Source organism: Xylanibacter caecicola (assembly GCF_013166515.1).
Taxonomy (GTDB): domain Bacteria; phylum Bacteroidota; class Bacteroidia; order Bacteroidales; family Bacteroidaceae; genus Prevotella; species Prevotella caecicola.
Map to the genome: position 1 here is coordinate 1 of NZ_JABKKJ010000001.1, position 17,042 is coordinate 17,042.

The 17,042-nt window shown below is 45.3% G+C and carries 15 protein-coding genes; 4 read left to right on the forward strand and 11 right to left on the reverse strand.

What is annotated here, in order from left to right; all coding sequences use genetic code 11:
• The 4 genes from HPS54_RS00005 to HPS54_RS00020 all read right to left on the reverse strand — a co-directional run.
• On the reverse strand, positions 1-405 hold a 405-nt coding region (locus HPS54_RS00005; RefSeq protein WP_172343451.1), incomplete at its 3' end, for a PcfK-like family protein.
• A 13-nt stretch (positions 406-418) separates the two neighbouring features.
• On the reverse strand, positions 419-640 hold the full coding sequence (locus tag HPS54_RS00010; protein WP_004291534.1) for a hypothetical protein: 222 nt from the start codon (positions 638-640) through the stop codon (positions 419-421).
• An 11-nt stretch (positions 641-651) separates the two neighbouring features.
• Positions 652-867, reverse strand: coding sequence for a hypothetical protein (locus HPS54_RS00015; protein WP_004291535.1), 216 nt, complete (start codon positions 865-867; stop codon positions 652-654).
• 161 nt (positions 868-1,028) lie between these two features.
• Complete coding sequence (locus HPS54_RS00020; RefSeq protein WP_009126113.1) at positions 1,029-1,415, reverse strand: hypothetical protein; 387 nt, start codon at positions 1,413-1,415, stop codon at positions 1,029-1,031.
• 699 nt (positions 1,416-2,114) lie between these two features.
• Here HPS54_RS00020 and HPS54_RS00025 point away from each other — a divergent pair.
• The 3 genes from HPS54_RS00025 to HPS54_RS00035 are packed head-to-tail and all read left to right on the forward strand — an operon-like array spanning position 2,115 to position 5,637.
• Positions 2,115-3,419, forward strand: coding sequence for an inositol-3-phosphate synthase (locus tag HPS54_RS00025; protein ID WP_172343452.1), 1,305 nt, complete (start codon positions 2,115-2,117; stop codon positions 3,417-3,419).
• A complete protein-coding gene (locus tag HPS54_RS00030; protein ID WP_172343453.1) occupies positions 3,419-4,450 on the forward strand; it encodes a hypothetical protein in 1,032 nt (343 codons plus the stop codon). The genes HPS54_RS00025 and HPS54_RS00030 overlap by 1 nt, the downstream gene beginning before the upstream one ends.
• Positions 4,447-5,637 carry a GH25 family lysozyme gene (locus HPS54_RS00035; protein ID WP_172343454.1) on the forward strand — a complete coding sequence of 397 codons (1,191 nt, stop codon included), beginning with the start codon at positions 4,447-4,449 and terminating at the stop codon, positions 5,635-5,637. The genes HPS54_RS00030 and HPS54_RS00035 overlap by 4 nt, the downstream gene beginning before the upstream one ends.
• A gap of 62 nt (positions 5,638-5,699) precedes the next feature.
• Here the strand turns inward: HPS54_RS00035 and mutS are convergent, their stop codons facing one another.
• The gene (gene mutS / locus HPS54_RS00040) at positions 5,700-8,327 is read right to left on the reverse strand and encodes a DNA mismatch repair protein MutS (protein ID WP_172343455.1); all 2,628 of its coding nucleotides are present in this window, start codon (positions 8,325-8,327) and stop codon (positions 5,700-5,702) included.
• 660 nt (positions 8,328-8,987) lie between these two features.
• Between mutS and nadA the strand changes: the two genes are divergently transcribed.
• On the forward strand, positions 8,988-9,980 hold the full coding sequence (nadA, locus tag HPS54_RS00045) for a quinolinate synthase NadA (protein WP_172343456.1): 993 nt from the start codon (positions 8,988-8,990) through the stop codon (positions 9,978-9,980).
• A 132-nt stretch (positions 9,981-10,112) separates the two neighbouring features.
• Here the strand turns inward: nadA and HPS54_RS00050 are convergent, their stop codons facing one another.
• Genes HPS54_RS00050 through HPS54_RS00075 form a run of 6 tightly spaced genes read right to left on the reverse strand, consistent with a single transcriptional unit; the run spans position 10,113 to position 17,040 of the window.
• Positions 10,113-11,045, reverse strand: coding sequence for a glycosyltransferase family 2 protein (locus tag HPS54_RS00050; protein WP_172343457.1), 933 nt, complete (start codon positions 11,043-11,045; stop codon positions 10,113-10,115).
• Positions 11,042-12,457, reverse strand: a complete 1,416-nt coding sequence (locus HPS54_RS00055; RefSeq protein ID WP_172343458.1) for a hypothetical protein — start codon at positions 12,455-12,457, stop codon at positions 11,042-11,044. Before HPS54_RS00055 ends, HPS54_RS00050 begins: the two co-directional genes overlap by 4 nt.
• Positions 12,458-12,469: 12 nt before the next feature.
• On the reverse strand, positions 12,470-14,581 hold the full coding sequence (gene porZ / locus HPS54_RS00060; RefSeq protein ID WP_172343459.1) for a type IX secretion system anionic LPS delivery protein PorZ: 2,112 nt from the start codon (positions 14,579-14,581) through the stop codon (positions 12,470-12,472).
• The gene (locus tag HPS54_RS00065; RefSeq protein WP_172343460.1) at positions 14,578-15,480 is read right to left on the reverse strand and encodes a glycosyltransferase family 2 protein; all 903 of its coding nucleotides are present in this window, start codon (positions 15,478-15,480) and stop codon (positions 14,578-14,580) included. The genes porZ and HPS54_RS00065 overlap by 4 nt, the downstream gene beginning before the upstream one ends.
• Positions 15,477-16,091 carry an RdgB/HAM1 family non-canonical purine NTP pyrophosphatase gene (gene rdgB / locus HPS54_RS00070; protein WP_172343461.1) on the reverse strand — a complete coding sequence of 205 codons (615 nt, stop codon included), beginning with the start codon at positions 16,089-16,091 and terminating at the stop codon, positions 15,477-15,479. Before rdgB ends, HPS54_RS00065 begins: the two co-directional genes overlap by 4 nt.
• Positions 16,057-17,040, reverse strand: a complete 984-nt coding sequence (locus HPS54_RS00075) for a YitT family protein (RefSeq protein WP_172343462.1) — start codon at positions 17,038-17,040, stop codon at positions 16,057-16,059. The genes rdgB and HPS54_RS00075 overlap by 35 nt, the downstream gene beginning before the upstream one ends.
• Positions 17,041-17,042 lie beyond the last annotated feature (2 nt).

Sequence of the window (17,042 nt, forward strand, 5' to 3'; positions counted from 1 at the left end):
ATCAAATAATGAGGGTTGGGGTTGGTTTTCTTTTCTCGCTGACGGTCTGTGGCGGTTCTGCAACTTGCGGAGTTCCTCCTCTTGGTATTTGCGGACAGCGTTCTGACGTGCCTCCGCCTTTTCCTCTGCCGTGAGTTTCACAACGTGGTTCACAACCACTTGGCAGTCCATCGGTTTGCCCACCTCTATCTCGTTTTCCTCATAGTAGTGGATGGCTTGCCCGAATATCTCTCCGTCCGTGAAACCGTTGCAACCGCTTTTCTGCACATAGTTCAGAATGTGGGTCACGCACTCGTCCATGTTCTTGGCAGGGTTGCGGTACTTCTTTGCAAATAGCGCATCTTCCTCCGCACGCTGTTCCAAGTACATATATATCGTTCTCTTGAAATGGTCTGTTCCTTTCATATCGCTGTCATTTTTAGATTATCTGTTTCAGTATCTCTCTCCAATAGGTCGGCTCTACCTCGCTGAGAAGGAAGTCCATGAAATCCCTCCGTGCGTCCTTGTTCAGTTCGTGGTACAATCTTCGGAAAGTTTCAAAATTGCCGTTGATGTACGTTTCCACCATATACACGAAGATGTTGTCCACCTCGTAATATCTGCACTGCTGCGCTGCCGTCTTGCTGTTTCTTTTTGCCATGTCGGTAAGGGTTAAAGGGTGAATAACCAAAGGATGAAGCCAAAGAAGGCAATGGTGGAAAGGATAGCCACGATTACACCTATCGCCACTCGGAACACTCCGTTTACAATCTCTCTGATGATGCCCCAAAGGATGCCGAACACCCCGAAGGCGGTGCGCATCATCAAGCCGCATATCGCCAACCCGATGTGTTGCGCCATTTGTCTGAAATTTGCCGTTGCCGTCATATCTTCGCTGTTTTTGATTTTTTTGTTTTTAATGCGGATTCAAGAGCTGAGGGAGTTGAGTTTCAAACTATCTTATCTGCCTCTCGTTTATCCGACATTTTTTTTATGCGTCTTTCTGTCGCATCGGTCGTTTTCGTTTCGGGTGCTTGAAAAGGTAGGGATTAGGGAATGCAAGGTTTTTCGGTCAAAATACTACCCGCAGGGCTGGAGATTTTTACCGAAAACAGGAGGCTTGACCTTGCTTTCCCGTCCAATCCCGGAATTACCTTTGCGCCCAGAACGAAAATGACTGACTGATGCGGCTTACTGAAAGGCGCAAAATGGAGGTAAACGAAAACAGAGGCAGATTGTGTAGAAAAAAACTTCAGGGGAAAATCCGTAAAAAAAAGAATCACCAAAAGGAAAAAGACATCACCGGAAGCGTGAAAAGGGCAAACCACAACAAAGGAAGTATGATTGTTTCCGATCCGACGGAACTTGTTCAGCCGGGTGGCAACAATCATTCTTCCCGGTTTGTCCGGCTGTGTGTGGGCGCCTGTTTCATTCATGGGGCAGGCTGACACACTCTGCATTCACTTTCCGCTTCCGGCAAAAGAGACAGCGAAAAAAGAAAAATCATTTGAAAACCCGTAAAAGCACCTCTTGGCATAGGCGCAAAAGAAAGGGGCATTGCTTCATCTGTCTAAACATCGTTTAGGCGTGAGGCAATGCCCTTTTCTCCAGCTATGCGGTAGTCGGCACACGTTTGTTCCAAACTCGTTTTGGGCAATGGTGTGCCGACGGACAATACCGCTTTTACGGAAAATTCTTATGAATGAGGGGATAAAAAACGGGAGTTTATATCAAAATCTCGAATTAAATAGCTACTTTTGCATACGAAGAGTTCTTTGAAGGTTACGCAACGCGCAGAAGGATAATGCAGTAGATAACTAACTAAATCGTAACCTATTACTATCAAGAGCAATTAACCTACGCTCATTTCCAATAAATTACACTCTTTTCGTAACTTCACGTTGCAAAATTACAAAACAAAATACAATCCCATTGTATATAAATTACTGAAAAATAATACAAAAACAAACTGTTTCTTTTCTTTTATAAGCCGTATATTATTATCTTTGCATAAGATAAACTGTGCCTCGGCAATTACAAACAAGTTTGATTGCGTTCGGCTTATATTATCTTTGCATAATACAATATCTGCTTATAAAGGCTGATATACTAAAATGAAATTTAAAATGCTGAATATGAAAAATACAAATGTTAAGCCCGCAGAGGGCAAATTAGGCATATTATGCGTCGGGCTTGGAGCTGTCAGCTCGACTTTTATCACCGGTGTGCTGATGATACGTAAGGGACTCGGAAAGCCGGTAGGCTCCATAACACAGCTTGCCAAAATACGCGTAGGCAAAGGTGACGATGCCGCATACAAAAGCATTTCGGAAATAGTTTCGATGCCTTCGCTCGACGATGTGGTGCTCGGGGCATGGGACATAATTCCCGACAATGCCTTTGAAAGCTCTATGAAGGCAGAGGTATTGAGGGATCGCGACATCTATCCGGTAAAGGAAGAGCTTGAAAAAATAACACCCATGAAAGGTGTATACGATCCTGATTACGTAAAGGCACTCGACGGGACATGGACCAAAGACACAAAGGCGACACGCTGGGAACTGACCCGGCAGGTGCGCGAGGACATACAACGGTTCAAACAGGAAAACGGATGCGACCGCGTGGTAGTGGTATGGGCGGCTTCGACAGAGATTTATATACCGCGCGACAGTGAAGTTCATGACAGCATCGAAACATTCGAGGCGGCAATGAAAGCCGACGACCGCAGCCACATATCACCTTCCATGTGCTACGCATACGCGGCAATTGCCGAAGGAGCACCGTTCATAATGGGAGCACCGAACACATGTATCGACATACCGGCAATGTGGCAGTTCGCCGAGAAAGAAAACGTACCGATTGCAGGAAAGGACTTCAAGACCGGACAGACAATGATGAAGACTGTATTGGCAGCTGCTTTCCGTACACGCATGCTTGGTGTAAACGGCTGGTTCTCCACCAACATTCTGGGCAACCGCGACGGTCTGGTACTCGACGTACCGGAAAACTTCAAGACAAAAGAGGTTAGCAAACTGGGCGTGATAGACACCATATTGAAAGGCGACGAGTATCCCGATCTGTACAGCGACATATTCCACAAGGTGCGCATAAACTATTATCCGCCGCGCAATGACGACAAGGAAGGCTGGGACAACATCGACATATTCGGCTGGATGGGCTATCCCATGCAGATAAAGGTGGACTTTCTGTGCCGCGACTCGATACTTGCCGCACCGCTGCTACTCGATCTTGCGCTGTTCGGCGACCTCGCATTGCGTGCCGGAAAAAGCGGAATACAGACGTGGCTGTCGTTCTATCTGAAGAGTCCGATGCACGATGACGGACATTGTCCGGTGAACGACCTGTTCCAGCAATACACCATACTGAAAAACGCCATACGCGAGATGGGCGGATACGAGGCGGACGAAGAAATAGACTGATGAGTAAAGACAAAACACGTAAAATACTGCTATCGCTGCCGTTAATACCGGTGGCGATAGCATTTTTTATGCTCGCTGCAACACTGTTTCCGTTCTCCGACAACGGAATGACAGGCACGGCAACACTCGTAGAACAAACCTACGGCTACAGTATAGAAGCAGACGGAAAACCGATGGTTTATTTCAAGGAAATAGGCGACAGTCTTTCATTCCAAGAAATATTGCCTATGGACAGCGGAAAAGCCGTCACAACAGTGCTCACCGAAGGATGCTGGGTAAACGACATGCCGCTTATGCCGTCGTGCCGTGGGCGCATACTCGTGCCCGACTGCAACCCACAAGCTGACAGCATGGTGCTCATAGTGAACAGCCGCATACACGAGTGTATCAAGAAAGAAACGGAAAGGCAGCACAGGATACTCAGGAGAAAAGCCGACAAGGCGGCAGAACTGGACTATTATCTCGGCACACACAGCGTGCAGGACGACGGTTTCAACTCAATGGCGGAATATGCCGTGAGGATACAGGCGGAGAAGAAAAAGACCGAAAGACTTATAGCGATACTCGAAAAGGCTCTCGACGCCAAACATACGGCAATAAAACGCCATACAACTTACAATCTCATAACTCCCGGAACAGGAAAGAAAACATCAAGAACCGCATGTCTTGAGACCGGTGAAAAATACACGCATGGCTTCATAACCGTACAGACAAAAGACAGAAAAGTGCCGTCTGATGCCGCGGCAATATATATAAACAGAGTTATAAGACTTCATGCCGCGACTTGCGACACCGTCTTTGCAGCCGGAATATGTGGCACGGGCACACGCGGTTTTAGCCCAGAGAAGGCAAGGACGATGATTTCGGGAGGACACGCTGCCGATGCCGGAAAACACAATATGCCTCATCTGCTCGTACCCAACGGCTCTCCGGTATTCAGCAAATACGGATTTTTCCTTGGCATAAGCAAGGATGGACGCATATTGGACGTAAAGAAAAAGAAAGACACTGACAACAGCAAAAGACAATGAAAGCACTGTCATCGATAATCATCACAATATTTACGGCAATAGCTGTCTGCTGCACGGGACACGCGGGACATACAGTCACGATTGTCCGCGGCGACACCATATACCGTGGCGACACGCTGAACGGAAAATATCACGGTTTCGGCGTGATGGAATACAAGAGAAAGACAGTATACAGCGGTGAATGGAAAGGTGGCAAAAGACACGGACACGGAACGGTGACCGACAGCACGGGACGGACGATACAGGGATTGTGGAACAACGGGAAAATGGTAAGCGGAACGCGCACAGACAGTATCGGGACATACACCGGCGAGTTTGACAGCACCTTCCTTGCAAGCGGTCACGGCATAATGGAAGGTCCGAAAGGCAAATACTACAACGGAAACTGGTTGAAAGACAAGCGCAGCGGTTTCGGCATAGGCACGGACAAGACAGGCAGAATAAAAGCCGGAGAATGGAAAAAAGACACGTACAAGGGCGAACAACTGACCTATACCACAGAACGTATATATGGTATAGACATTTCAAGGCATCAGCACGAAAAAGGCAAAAAGAAATATCGGATAAACTGGAACGCAATGCGCATAACCCATCTCGGGAGTCTCAGCAAGAAGAGAATAAGCGGAAGAGTGGACTATCCGATATCGTTTGTATACATTAAGTCGACCGAAGGCACCACCGTTCGCAACAAGTACTACCTGTATGACCATGCACAGGCGCGCCGTCATGGCATACACTGCGGCTCATACCACTTCTTCTCGCTCAAAAGCAGTGCCGCAAAACAGGCACGTCACTTTCTCCGCAACTCCCGTTTCGGCAAAGGCGATCTTCCTCCCATGCTCGATGTCGAACCCACGGAAAGTCAGATACGGAAAGCCGGAGGCACGGAAGTGATGTTCAGGATGATACGCACATGGATGCAGACGGTAAAAAAGGCGACAGGAAAGCGCCCCATACTTTACGTAAGCCAGCAGTTTGTAAACAAGTATCTGCCTCTTGCATCCGACATAAAAAATGACTATCCGATATGGATAGCACGATACGGAGAATACAAACCCGACGTGAAACTGATATTTTGGCAGCTCAGTCCGGACGGCAGGGTAAAAGGTATTCACGGAGATGTAGACATAAACGTATTCAACGGATACAAAGACAAGTTTAATCAATTTATAATTTATAATTCATAATTTGTAATTAGGTGCTATGACATCTACGTCATTATAAATTATGAATTATAAATTATAAAATATCAACTGTTGTTTACTATTTTCTTAATCTCATTCAACTTGTTCAGCGCTTCAACCGGAGTAAGGTTATTTATGTCCAGACCGAGTATCTCGTCGCGCACCTGACAAAGCACCGGATCGTCAAGCTGGAAAAAGTTCAATTGAGTGTCTTCGCTGCCCTTCTTTAAGTTCTCCACGGCAGGACGGTCTACCCTACCACCACCGGCATTCTCATTTTCAAGCTGCTTCAATATGCTGTTAGCACGGTTTACGATGCTTTTCGGCATTCCGGCTATCTGTGCCACATGAATACCGAACGAGTGTTCGGAACCGCCACGCTCCAGCTTACGCACAAAAACAACCTTGTTGCCAACCTCTTTCACCGATACATTGTAATTTTTTATCCGTCCGAAATTCTTCTCCATCTCGTTCAGCTCGTGATAGTGGGTGGCAAACAGTGTGCGGGCATGCGCCTTAGGATTTTCGTGCAAATATTCTACTATAGCCCAGGCAATGGATATGCCGTCATAAGTGGACGTACCCCTGCCGAGTTCATCGAAAAGTACAAGACTGCGTTCGGTAACATTGTTGAGGATATTCGCTGCCTCGGTCATCTCCACCATGAACGTAGACTCGCCCAAGGAAATGTTGTCCGATGCACCTACACGCGTGAATATCTTGTCCACCATACCCACATGGGCACTGTCGGCAGGTACGAAACAGCCTATCTGTGCAAGCAGCACGATAAGTGCCGTCTGGCGCAGAAGAGCCGATTTACCAGCCATATTAGGACCCGTTATTATCATTATCTGCTGCTCCACGGTGTCTATATATATGTCGTTGGGCACATATTCCTCGCCCATGGGCAGCTGTGTCTCTATCACCGGATGTCTGCCGCCTTTGATGTCCAATGCGGTATCCGTGCCGCTTATCACCGGACGCACATAAGAATGTTCTACGGCTGTTTTGGCAAAAGACATAAGACAGTCGAGACGGGCTATCACAGAGGCATTTTCCTGTATCTCGTGCAAATACACCTGCATGTCCGTAACAAAATCGTTGAACAGCCTTGTCTCTATTTGCAATATGCGGTCTTCGGCACCGAGAATTTTCTCTTCATACTCTTTAAGCTCCTGCGTGATATACCGCTCGGCATTGGCAAGCGTCTGTTTTCGCACCCATTCATCCGGAACCTTGTCCTTATATATGTTTCGCACCTCAAGATAATAGCCGAAAACGTTGTTGTATCCTATCTTGAGACTTGCTATACCGGTCTGCTCTATCTCGCGCTCCTGTATTTTCAGAAGATAGTCCTTGCCGCTGTAGGCAATGTTGCGAAGCTCGTCAAGCTCGCTGTTCACGCCGCTTCTTATCACATGCCCCTTGCTCACGAGCATCGGCGGGTCGTTTTCTATCTCACGGGATATACGGTCGCGAAGTTCGGCACACAAACCTATCTTCATACCCATGTCGTGCAGGACAGCATAACCGGCTTCCATACATGCGTTCTTTATAGGTTCTATCGCCCGCAACGACACCATAAGCTGTACAACATCGCGCGGTGACACACGGTGTGACGCAACTTTTGAAACGATGCGTTCAAGGTCGCCTATCTTGCCAAGATGCTCGTCTACAAGTTCTCTGAAATTCGTGTTGCGGAAAAAATATTCCACCACATCGAGCCTGTCGTTTATTATTTTCTCGTCTTTTATAGGAAATACCATCCACCGCTTCAACAGCCGGGCACCCATAGGCGACACCGTGCGGTCTATAACGTCGAGCAGCGATGTACCGCCATCCTGCATGGAATAAAGCAACTCGAGCGAATGTATGGTAAACTTGTCAAGCCTTACATACCGCTCTTCCTCTATGCGCGAGAGCGATGTTATATGTCCTATCTGTGTATGGAGAGTCAGTTCGAGATACTGCAATATTGCTCCGGCTGCCGTGATGCCGCTATGAAGATGATCCACACCGAAACCCTTGAGGTTTTTCACACCGAAATGACGAAGTAGTTTTCGGCGTGCCGTCTGCTCCGTAAACGCCCACTCTTCCATTTCAAAGGTAAAGAACCGCGTGCCGAAAAATCGACAGAAGTCGTTGCGCCTGCCTCTTTCAAAAAGCACTTCCTTGGGCGAAAAGTTAGTAAGAAGTTTTTCTATATAGTCGTACGAACCTTCGTCGGTAATGAACTCACCGGTAGAAATATCGAGAAAAGACACCCCACACGAACCTTTGCCAAAGTGTATGGCTGCAAGAAAGTTGTTTTCCTTATAGTTCAGCACATTGTCGCTTATGGCAACACCCGGTGTGACAAGTTCGGTTATTCCCCTTTTTACAAGCTTTTTTGTAAGTTTCGGGTCTTCCAACTGATCGCACACAGCCACCCTCCTGCCTGCTCTAACAAGTTTTGGCAGATAGGTATCAAGGGCATGATGCGGAAACCCCGCCATTTCGGTGGTTTTCTTTCCCGCGGTATTATTTCGTCTCGTAAGTGTTATGCCGAGTATTCGACTTGCGTCTACGGCATCCTCACAATAAGTTTCATAGAAGTCACCGCAACGGAACAGCAGTATCGCATCAGGGTGTTCAGCCTTGAACGAGAAAAACTGCTGCATCATCGGTGTCAGTCCTTTTTCTTTGGCAGCCATATATAAATAGGTGTCTTTAAGTACTTTTCATACCCTGAAAACGGGCTAAGTCAACATGCAAAGTTAACTTTTTTCCCTGAAAAGGCAAAACTTTTGATTTTAAAAAGGAGATAAAGGAAAGATATAGGAGGATATAAAAAGAAAATAAAAGACGACCTTTTGCATTCTAAAAGAGCACCTTTCGCACTCCAAAAGGTGGCATATCAAGATGCAAAAGACGGTCTTTTGGAAAAACGTAAAATCAATATAATTCTGAAACAACAAAAAAACAATAAACAAAGAATGTGGAAAACTGTGTATAAAACCTTGGAAAACAATGTTGATAAGTTATAAGTTATCAACATATACAAAACAAGACATTATGCCATAGTGGATATCCACAAGGTTATAAAAACATTTTTAAGAAGTTTTCCACCGATTTCCAATGAAAAAAGATATAAACTTATTAACTTTGCAACGATAGTGCGGCATTGTGGATAAAACGTATTATACACTGATTTACAGTATATAAATATTAGTATAAGGTGTTTATAACGCATGGTAAAAGGTTGATAATGAAACAGCAAAATTTAATGGTGTAAACTTATCAACAAATCCACGGCACATCATACTACAAAATATCTTTTTTAAAAGAAAAATAAAAGGAAGGATAATAATAATATGAATGTGGATAAAGAGTGGTTTGAAAAAGGATACATCGACGAGAAGACAAATGATACGGCAGACCTTGCCGGAGAGATAAGACGAATGTGTCGGGAAAAGGATGCCGTGATAATGGCACATTACTATACAAGAAAGGAAATACAGGATGTTGCCGACTTCATCGGCGACTCGCTGGCACTGGCACAGAAAGCGGCACAGACCGACGCGCAGATTATAGTGATGTGCGGCGTGCACTTCATGGCAGAGACATGTAAAATTTTGTGTCCCGACAAACTTGTTCTGTGTCCCGACCTCAACGCCGGATGTTCCTTGGCAGACTCTTGCCGGGCTGAAGATCTTAAGAAGTATAAAGACGAGCATCCGGGATACAAAGTAGTGAGTTATGTCAACACGACAGCTGCCGTGAAAGCCATTACGGATGTGGTCGTGACAAGCGGAAACGCAAAGAAGATAATAGACACTTTTCCACAGGACGAGAAGATAATTTTCGGTCCCGACTACAACCTCGGTTCTTATATAAACAGTGTCACGGGGCGTAACATGCTGTTGTGGAACGGAGGCTGTCACGTCCACGAGCGTTTTTCCGTAGACGCCATCGTAAAGCTGAAAAAGGAAAATCCCGACGCAAAGGTTCTTGCACACCCCGAATGCAAGGGACCGGTGCTTGCCGTTGCCGATGTGATAGGTTCTACAGCTGTTCTTCTTAAGTATGCGACGGAGAATTCATCTGGTAGGTATATTGTAGCCACCGAGGCGGGAATATTGCACGAGATGCAGCGCAAATGTCCCGAAACGGAGTTTATTGCCGTGCCGCCCGAAATTTCCGAGGGTTCTGTGGGGTGTTCGTGCAACGAGTGTGAGTATATGAAGATGAATACACTGAACAAGGTTTACAACTGCCTTAAATACGAGTGGCCCTCGGTAGATGTTCCGGAGGATGTGGCACGCGAAGCTGTCAAGAGCATTGAAAGGATGTTGGAATTGAGCTGATTTCAATATTAAAATATAAAAGTCTGTAAGCATATTACATGTCATAACGGTAGTTGCTTACAGACTTTTTTATCATTTTATGATAATCACTTTATGATAATAAATAAAATGATGTGATAAAGATAGTACTTTTTATTCCGGACATTCTTTTTCGGCTATAAGGTATACAGGTCTGTTCTTTGTCTCGTAGAATACTCTCCCAAGATATTCGCCAATAATTCCGAGTGACAGCAGTTGTATGCCTCCGAGAAACAGTACGATAATGATGATTGTGGGAAATCCCTGTACCGGTTCACCTATCAAAATTGTCTTGATGAAGACATAGAACATGTATATGATTGTGAGAAACGATACCAGTATGCCCATTATCGTCGATATACGGAGCGGTGCCGTGGTATATGACGTTATTCCCTCTATTGCCAGGTTGAAGAGTTTAAAATAGCTGAAAGATGACTTGCCTTCATTTCTGTCACCCTGTCTGAATGTAACTTTGCCTTTTCTGAATCCTATCCAACAGAAAAGTCCCTTTGTATATCTTTGCGTCTCGCGCAGTTTCTTCACAGACTCGATACATTTGCGGTCGAGCAGGCGGAAGTCTCCCACGTTGGGAAGAACGTCCATGCGCGCCGTCTTTTCAAGGATTTTATAATAAAGAAGAGAAAGATGCTTTCTCATAAAACTTTCTTTTCCACGGCTTTCTCTTTCTGCATATACATCATCGAAGCCCTCTTCCCAGAGCTTTATCATTTCCGGTATCACGTGAGGAGGGTGCTGCATGTCGGCATCCATTATTATGGCACAGTCGCCGCTGACGTTGTCAAATCCGGCAAGCATGGCATTCTCCTTTCCGAAATTGCGTGACAAGTCTATGTATCCTATTCTCTTGTCTTTGTTTCTTATTCTCTTTATCTCGTGCAGCGTGTTGTCTATGCTTCCGTCATTTATAAGCAGCACATTCCACGAGTATCCGTCATTTCCGTCCATAATCTTGCTAAGGGCGTCATACAGTGTGCCTATGTTGTCCTGTTCGTTATAGCATGGTATTATTATGGATATTTTTTTCATTTCCTTGCAACGTTTACTTCTTTTCTGTTTACCGTCCATACACATTCGAATCCTTTGTCAAACGCTCTTTCTCTTATCACGTCTGTCTGTGCACTGTCTTTTCTTGCTATAATGGTGTCGCATATTTCCTTGGGCCACTTATATCCGTTTTCATGTTGTGTAGCCATACCCCACCCAAAGGCATCGCTCGGCACTACACAGAATGATGAGAAGCGCGGATAATCGTCTTCTATTATTATCACATATACTTTGTCTATCGGACTGCCCGTTTTTTCTATAGCCCTGACAGCCATTTCCTTGCCCGTCAGCGATGTGGTATATGACATGTACCAGTGGTGAACATCGACGACAAGGGCGGTGAGAACATAGAGTATGAATGCCGTATTGAGTGTTTTTTCTTTGCACTTGTTTTTTTCCACGGCATATCCTATGAGCATGGACACCATTGCAAGACCTGCATATGTGTTCATTATAGAAAGAGATATAAGCAGATTTGGCGACAGGGCTATGAATGCACACACAATGATGAGAAGGAAAGTCTTGTCTTTCCATATCTTTATGTTTCTTATCAGTGTGAGGTATATGAACGGGAACGATGTTATGAATGTCGTTGCCGCCAATATGAAGTTGCGGCTCGGAGCGTGCAGCAGACTTATATAGTCGGTTGCAGACAGCGAATAGCCGAAGAGCATTGCTATCTCCTTGAACTTGCGGTTGGGGTCGAATGTGGAGTAATCGGGGTTTTCTATGTATGTTGAAGGCAGCGACAGGCGTATCACCGCATATACTACGGTAATGAAGATGCCGAACATAAAGTGGCGTACAAGTGTCTTCCTGTCTGCCATTCCGAATGCGAACGCCACGACGGGTGGTATCACGGCAAATGCAATGCCGTTGTCTTTTGCCAGTGCCGCTATGAATATGGTAACGAACCACACCGTATATCTTGCTTTTCCTCTTAGTGACAAATATGACAGTATGGCGGCAAGTCCCCACAGTTGTGAGTAGGTTTGATTGAGAGAGTCGCAACTGAAAACGGTTGCAAGCATGCAAGGCGAAATATAGAAATATATTGCGGCTATGTTGGCGGCAGCTTTGCCGAATCCTACTTTTTTACATATTTTATATAAAAGGAAAACGTTTGTTATATGACCGGCGAATATTATGAGGTGGTTGAGCTTTGGAAACAGGCGATAGTCTATTGCCACAATATATCCCATTATGGCATCGAAAGGTCGCCATATATAGCCGTAGGGCATGATATATTTAAGAAAATCAGGGTCGTAGTTTGGTGACGAAAGTGTGTTCCAGTCATCAAACGTAGGCAGTATCATAAGTTTTCCCCACAGCATGAACAGCATGGTTATGAGGATGAACGACAGTGCTGGATGTTTGTATATGTAATCTTTCATGATGTTTGTCATTTAGTTTACTACGGCTATCTTGCATACCGTACCTTTACCTCCGTCTGCTGTTGCTGTCTGAACCATATATATGCCGCTTGCCACGCGCTTTCCTTTGAGGTCGTTGCCGTCCCATATGAATGTTCCTCCGTTGCTGTGTCCTTCTGCAACGAGAGTTCCGTTGACGGTAACGATCTTCACATCGGCATTGTGACTAAGTCCTGTGACGGTTATAAATCCGCTGTATCCCGGTTCTACGGGATTGGGATAGGCATACACGTTATCTTTGTCCATATTCTCGTTTGGCGTCGTGGCATCGTTCATATACGAGCACAGTCCTTTGTCAGTACCGAAGAAAATCTCTCCGGTGTCATTGTTTATGGCAATGGACATGATGTTGTTTGACAATAGCGGACTGTTGTCGGTGGTGAAATGGTGTATCTGTTCCATGTTGTCCTCGCTTATCAGATACACTCCGTTGCCGTTGGTGCCGAACCATTTGCGGTTTCCTCCGTCTACGACCATTGCCGTTATGTCGATACCGCTGAGCAGATAATCGGCATAATTGGTGCCGTCATTACGCGGCACCTTTATTTGGTTGAATGTCACTTCGTATGCGCTCTTTCCAATATCTTTGGCTTCGAGCATTACCGGACCTGCGCTTGTACCTACCCAAATGTTTCCGTTTTTGTCTTCGGCAAGACATCTCACGCCTTCACTAATGGTAAGTGCCGAACCGTCCTGGTTGGTAAAATTGTCGTATACTACTATGGCGTCGGTAGACATTTGATAGCATACAAGGGACGGCTTTACATAAAAATTGTTTACAAACCATGTAAGACCGTTGCTGCCTGTCATCATGTTTCTCATGTCGTCGAACGAATGATTTCCATTCACCATGAGTTCTTTTTTATGGTGGGATATCCATTTCTTTTCCTTTGTATATTCCAAAATGGATGTTGACGGGCTTATACTGTTGAGACACCAGAGATTTCCTTCGTTGTCGAACATTACGCTCGGAACTACCACATAGTTCTTGTCATTATTGGTTACTGTTGTGGCTGTCTTGAGAGGGCTGTTGTCGTTTGTGAACGAATTGATGTTTTTTCCGTCTTTAAACTCATAAAGTCCGGTTTGTCCGCCTACCATTACATGTCCCGGATCTGTCGGATCGACGTCTATGCTGTAGTGTCCCACATATCTGTGATCTAAGTTTTCGGCAAACTTATTGTCGTATATTGTCCATTCGTCGTTGTCCTTTATTTGTATGCATGCATCTTTTTCTCCCATTCCGTTCACGGTATACAGTTTATTGCCTGCAAGTTTTATAAAGCCGAAAGCATTGTATTTCGGACCGTCGGGATTTATGTCCTTGGCAATGATTGTTTTGGTATTGTCACTTTCAATCTTGTATCCCTGAAGTTTTCCGTCGCTTTGGTTGCTCCAGTAACATTTGTTTGTATTGTCGTACACTGTGTATTCCGCATAGCCGTTTTCGAAGCTTATGGCTATGTCGTTGGCGTCGTTGAACGATACAGGATCATACGTGATATGCCAGTTGTTTTTGTCAAGAAGATTGTCAGAGATGTTTCCTGAGTATATTCCCGAAGATGTCTGCGCATATATCATGTTGCCTGATATTGCGCAGTCGGTGATGTTCATTCCCAGATTGTATGTGTTGCTTATCTCCGCATCCTTTATGTTTACCTTCAGTATACCGAACCCTGTACTCAGATAAGCATAATTTCCGTTTATTGTTATATTGTTTATTGTCTTGTCCTCGGTCATGGACTTGTTGTAGTAATCATTGATGTTGATTACATTTCCACTGTTGTCGAGAAGGTCGATGTTCTGATTGCTGTATATTATTGCTAATCTCTTTGCGCCGGCGCACCATGCTATGTGTGATATTTCAGTGTCGTTAAGTAAGTTGATCTTGTTGTATGTACTTACGCTCATGTCGTTTACGTTATACGAAAAGAGGTCTTTACTGCTCAATACATATATTGTTTTGCCTGCCGGTTCGATGTCTGTTATGTCGCCGTATGCCATATACGCGTTCCACTGTCCTATCTTTTGGGCGGATAAGCTCAGTACGGTCAGCAATAAAATGTTTGTGAGCAATGTTTTCATTTTAAAGATATGTAATAGCATAATTTATATATGTTGAATAAAAAAAGGACCGGTCTTTTTCCTGAAAGATTGTGCTTCATACTTCTTCCAGCGAACTTGTAAAGCAGCGATACGGCGGTTGTCAGTCCGTATGAGTTTATCTTTCCGACACAGTCCAATAAGGTTGAGTATCCCTGCATGCTGTCTTCGAACATGTGCAATGTTCTCAGCGCTTCTTCGGTTTTGTTTATGAAAACCTCGTTTTCCTCATAGTCTTCGAGTGTTACGGGGTTGTCTATGTGTATTATATCTATGTTATTTTCATAAAGGTTCTTGCCGAACAGCACGTCTTCATAACCATAATGGACAAACTCTTCATTGAAAGGATATTTCTTTATTATGTCTCCGGCTATGAGAAAGTTGGTTGTCCTGAACTCTTTATGTGATTTCATGTTGCGCCGGTCGGCAGTTCGGCATTTCTCGGAAGCCCTTTCATATTTGTACCGTATGTTGTTTTTGAGCAGCGAAACGTCGCCTCCCGTTCTGATGCCGCCTACTATTACGTTGCCTTCCGATGACAGATACCGTTCTATGAAACTGTCGTCATTCACCGCCATATCGCTGTCCATAAACAACAGCCACTTGTATTTTGCCTCCCGGGCGAGAAAGTTTCGTATGGCAGATCTGCCGGTGTTTTTTTCACGTATGACGTACCGGCAGTTGTCAAGAGAATTTATATACTTGTTTTCTTCTATGCTTGCGGTGTCCGTGCTGCCGTCGTCGGCAACTATTATCTCATACCTGAATGCTTCGCGTCCGTGCCTTTCCTCTTCCTTTTTGAGGAGTGCGTGCAACACGTTTACCAGTTTTCCACACCGGCAGTTGTAGCATGGGATGAGTATGGACAATTCGTTTTTCATTTTGACAGATATTCAACCAGCTCTTTTACAGCCATTGCTCGGTGTGATATTCTGTTCTTTATTTCCGGTCCCAACTCGGCGAACGACTTGTCGTATCCGTCGGGCATGAATATGGGGTCGTAGCCGAAGCCCTCGCTGCCGTGCTTTTCGGTGAGTATGGTCCCTTCCACTTTTCCGGCGAAATACTTTATCTTTGTAAGATACGGCACCTGTTCCTCTATCATTGTTATCACGGTGCAGAAACACGCCCTGCGGTTTTCATTGCCTTCAAGGTTTTTCAGCAGCAGTCTCATGTTTGCCTCGCTGTCGCTTTCTCCGTTTTCTCCGGCATAGCGTGCGGTGTGTACTCCCGGTTCGCCGTTGAGCGCCTCGACCATCAGTCCTGTATCATCGGCGATGACGGTATATGGATGTTCGTATCCCGTACGTTTAAGATAGCGTGCCACGAAGGCAGCTTTGATGTGCGAGTTTTCCTCAAGCGTGGCACCGTTTTCCTCTATGTCGGCATCCAGTCCTATGTCGTTAAGCGACAGCACAGAAATGCTGTCATCAAGCATGGAGCGTATCTCGTCCAGTTTATGGCTGTTGTTTGTCGCTACTATCAGTTTCATTTTGAAGTTGTTTCTTTTGTTTGATTTTCTTCGGCACCTTCACTTTTATAGAATCAAAACCTTCTCCGTACACTCCTATTACGCTGCTTTGGCTTACGAAGGCGTTGGGGTCTATCATCTTTATGAGGCGGAATATCATCACGCTCTCGTTCTTGCGGGCAAGTATACACAGCACTTTGCGCTCATGACCGGTGTACCAGCCGTGACCGTCGAGTATCGTCACGCCGTGATCCATTTTTGTTCCTATGGCGTTTGCTATTTCCTGCCATTTCTTCGAAAATATCATGAACTGCACCGATTCGCGTCGGGCGTTCATCACATAATCGAGCACCGTGCATTCTATTGCCATTGCCAGAAATCCGAATACGAGTCTTGTGGACCGTTCTACAAAGGTTTCTCCGAATGCCGGTATGAACAGACAGCTGCCTATGATGATGATATCGAGCGCGATGAGTGCCTGACCTATGGAGAAGTTATGAAACTTGTTTATTATTGCGGCGATGATGTCTGTGCCTCCGGTGCTGCCGTTGTGCAGGAACACTATGGCGAGCGAGCAGCCCGTTATGCCCGTACCTATTGCCAGCGACATGAAGTCCTGTCCAGGACCGAGCAACTGTATGAAGCTGCCGTCGGGATTTTCAACCATTTTCTGCATTGCCCACAGGAAGAAGGAAAGTGCGAAGATGGCATATATGGTCTTCATCATGAACTTGAAACCGAGTATCTTCAGCGCGACGATGAGCAGTGCGATGTTTATCACAAGATAGCTCGACTCGATGGGTATGCCCGTGGCATAGAAGATGATGGCTGCTATACCGGTTACTCCTCCCGTCACTATTGTATAGGGAAGGAGGAACACAGCCCACCCGAAGCTGAACAGTATGAGACCCAGGGTTATGAACAGATAGTCCTTTGCCTCATTCAAGATAATCTTTTGGTTTATGTCCATGA

What these genes read in the sequence shown, in the direction of transcription:
- HPS54_RS00010 (WP_004291534.1), bottom strand. Translation starts at nt 640, where the DNA reads ATGGCAAAAAGAAACAGCAAGACGGCAGCGCAGCAGTGCAGATATTAC.
- HPS54_RS00015 (WP_004291535.1), bottom strand. Translation starts at nt 867, where the DNA reads ATGACGGCAACGGCAAATTTCAGACAAATGGCGCAACACATCGGGTTG.
- HPS54_RS00020 (WP_009126113.1), bottom strand. Translation starts at nt 1,415, where the DNA reads ATGAATGAAACAGGCGCCCACACACAGCCGGACAAACCGGGAAGAATG.
- HPS54_RS00025 (WP_172343452.1), top strand. Translation starts at nt 2,115, where the DNA reads ATGAAAAATACAAATGTTAAGCCCGCAGAGGGCAAATTAGGCATATTA.
- HPS54_RS00030 (WP_172343453.1), top strand. Translation starts at nt 3,419, where the DNA reads ATGAGTAAAGACAAAACACGTAAAATACTGCTATCGCTGCCGTTAATA.
- HPS54_RS00035 (WP_172343454.1), top strand. Translation starts at nt 4,447, where the DNA reads ATGAAAGCACTGTCATCGATAATCATCACAATATTTACGGCAATAGCT.
- mutS (WP_172343455.1), bottom strand. Translation starts at nt 8,327, where the DNA reads ATGGCTGCCAAAGAAAAAGGACTGACACCGATGATGCAGCAGTTTTTC.
- nadA (WP_172343456.1), top strand. Translation starts at nt 8,988, where the DNA reads ATGAATGTGGATAAAGAGTGGTTTGAAAAAGGATACATCGACGAGAAG.
- HPS54_RS00050 (WP_172343457.1), bottom strand. Translation starts at nt 11,045, where the DNA reads ATGAAAAAAATATCCATAATAATACCATGCTATAACGAACAGGACAAC.
- HPS54_RS00055 (WP_172343458.1), bottom strand. Translation starts at nt 12,457, where the DNA reads ATGAAAGATTACATATACAAACATCCAGCACTGTCGTTCATCCTCATA.
- porZ (WP_172343459.1), bottom strand. Translation starts at nt 14,581, where the DNA reads ATGAAAACATTGCTCACAAACATTTTATTGCTGACCGTACTGAGCTTA.
- HPS54_RS00065 (WP_172343460.1), bottom strand. Translation starts at nt 15,480, where the DNA reads ATGAAAAACGAATTGTCCATACTCATCCCATGCTACAACTGCCGGTGT.
- rdgB (WP_172343461.1), bottom strand. Translation starts at nt 16,091, where the DNA reads ATGAAACTGATAGTAGCGACAAACAACAGCCATAAACTGGACGAGATA.
- HPS54_RS00075 (WP_172343462.1), bottom strand. Translation starts at nt 17,040, where the DNA reads ATGGACATAAACCAAAAGATTATCTTGAATGAGGCAAAGGACTATCTG.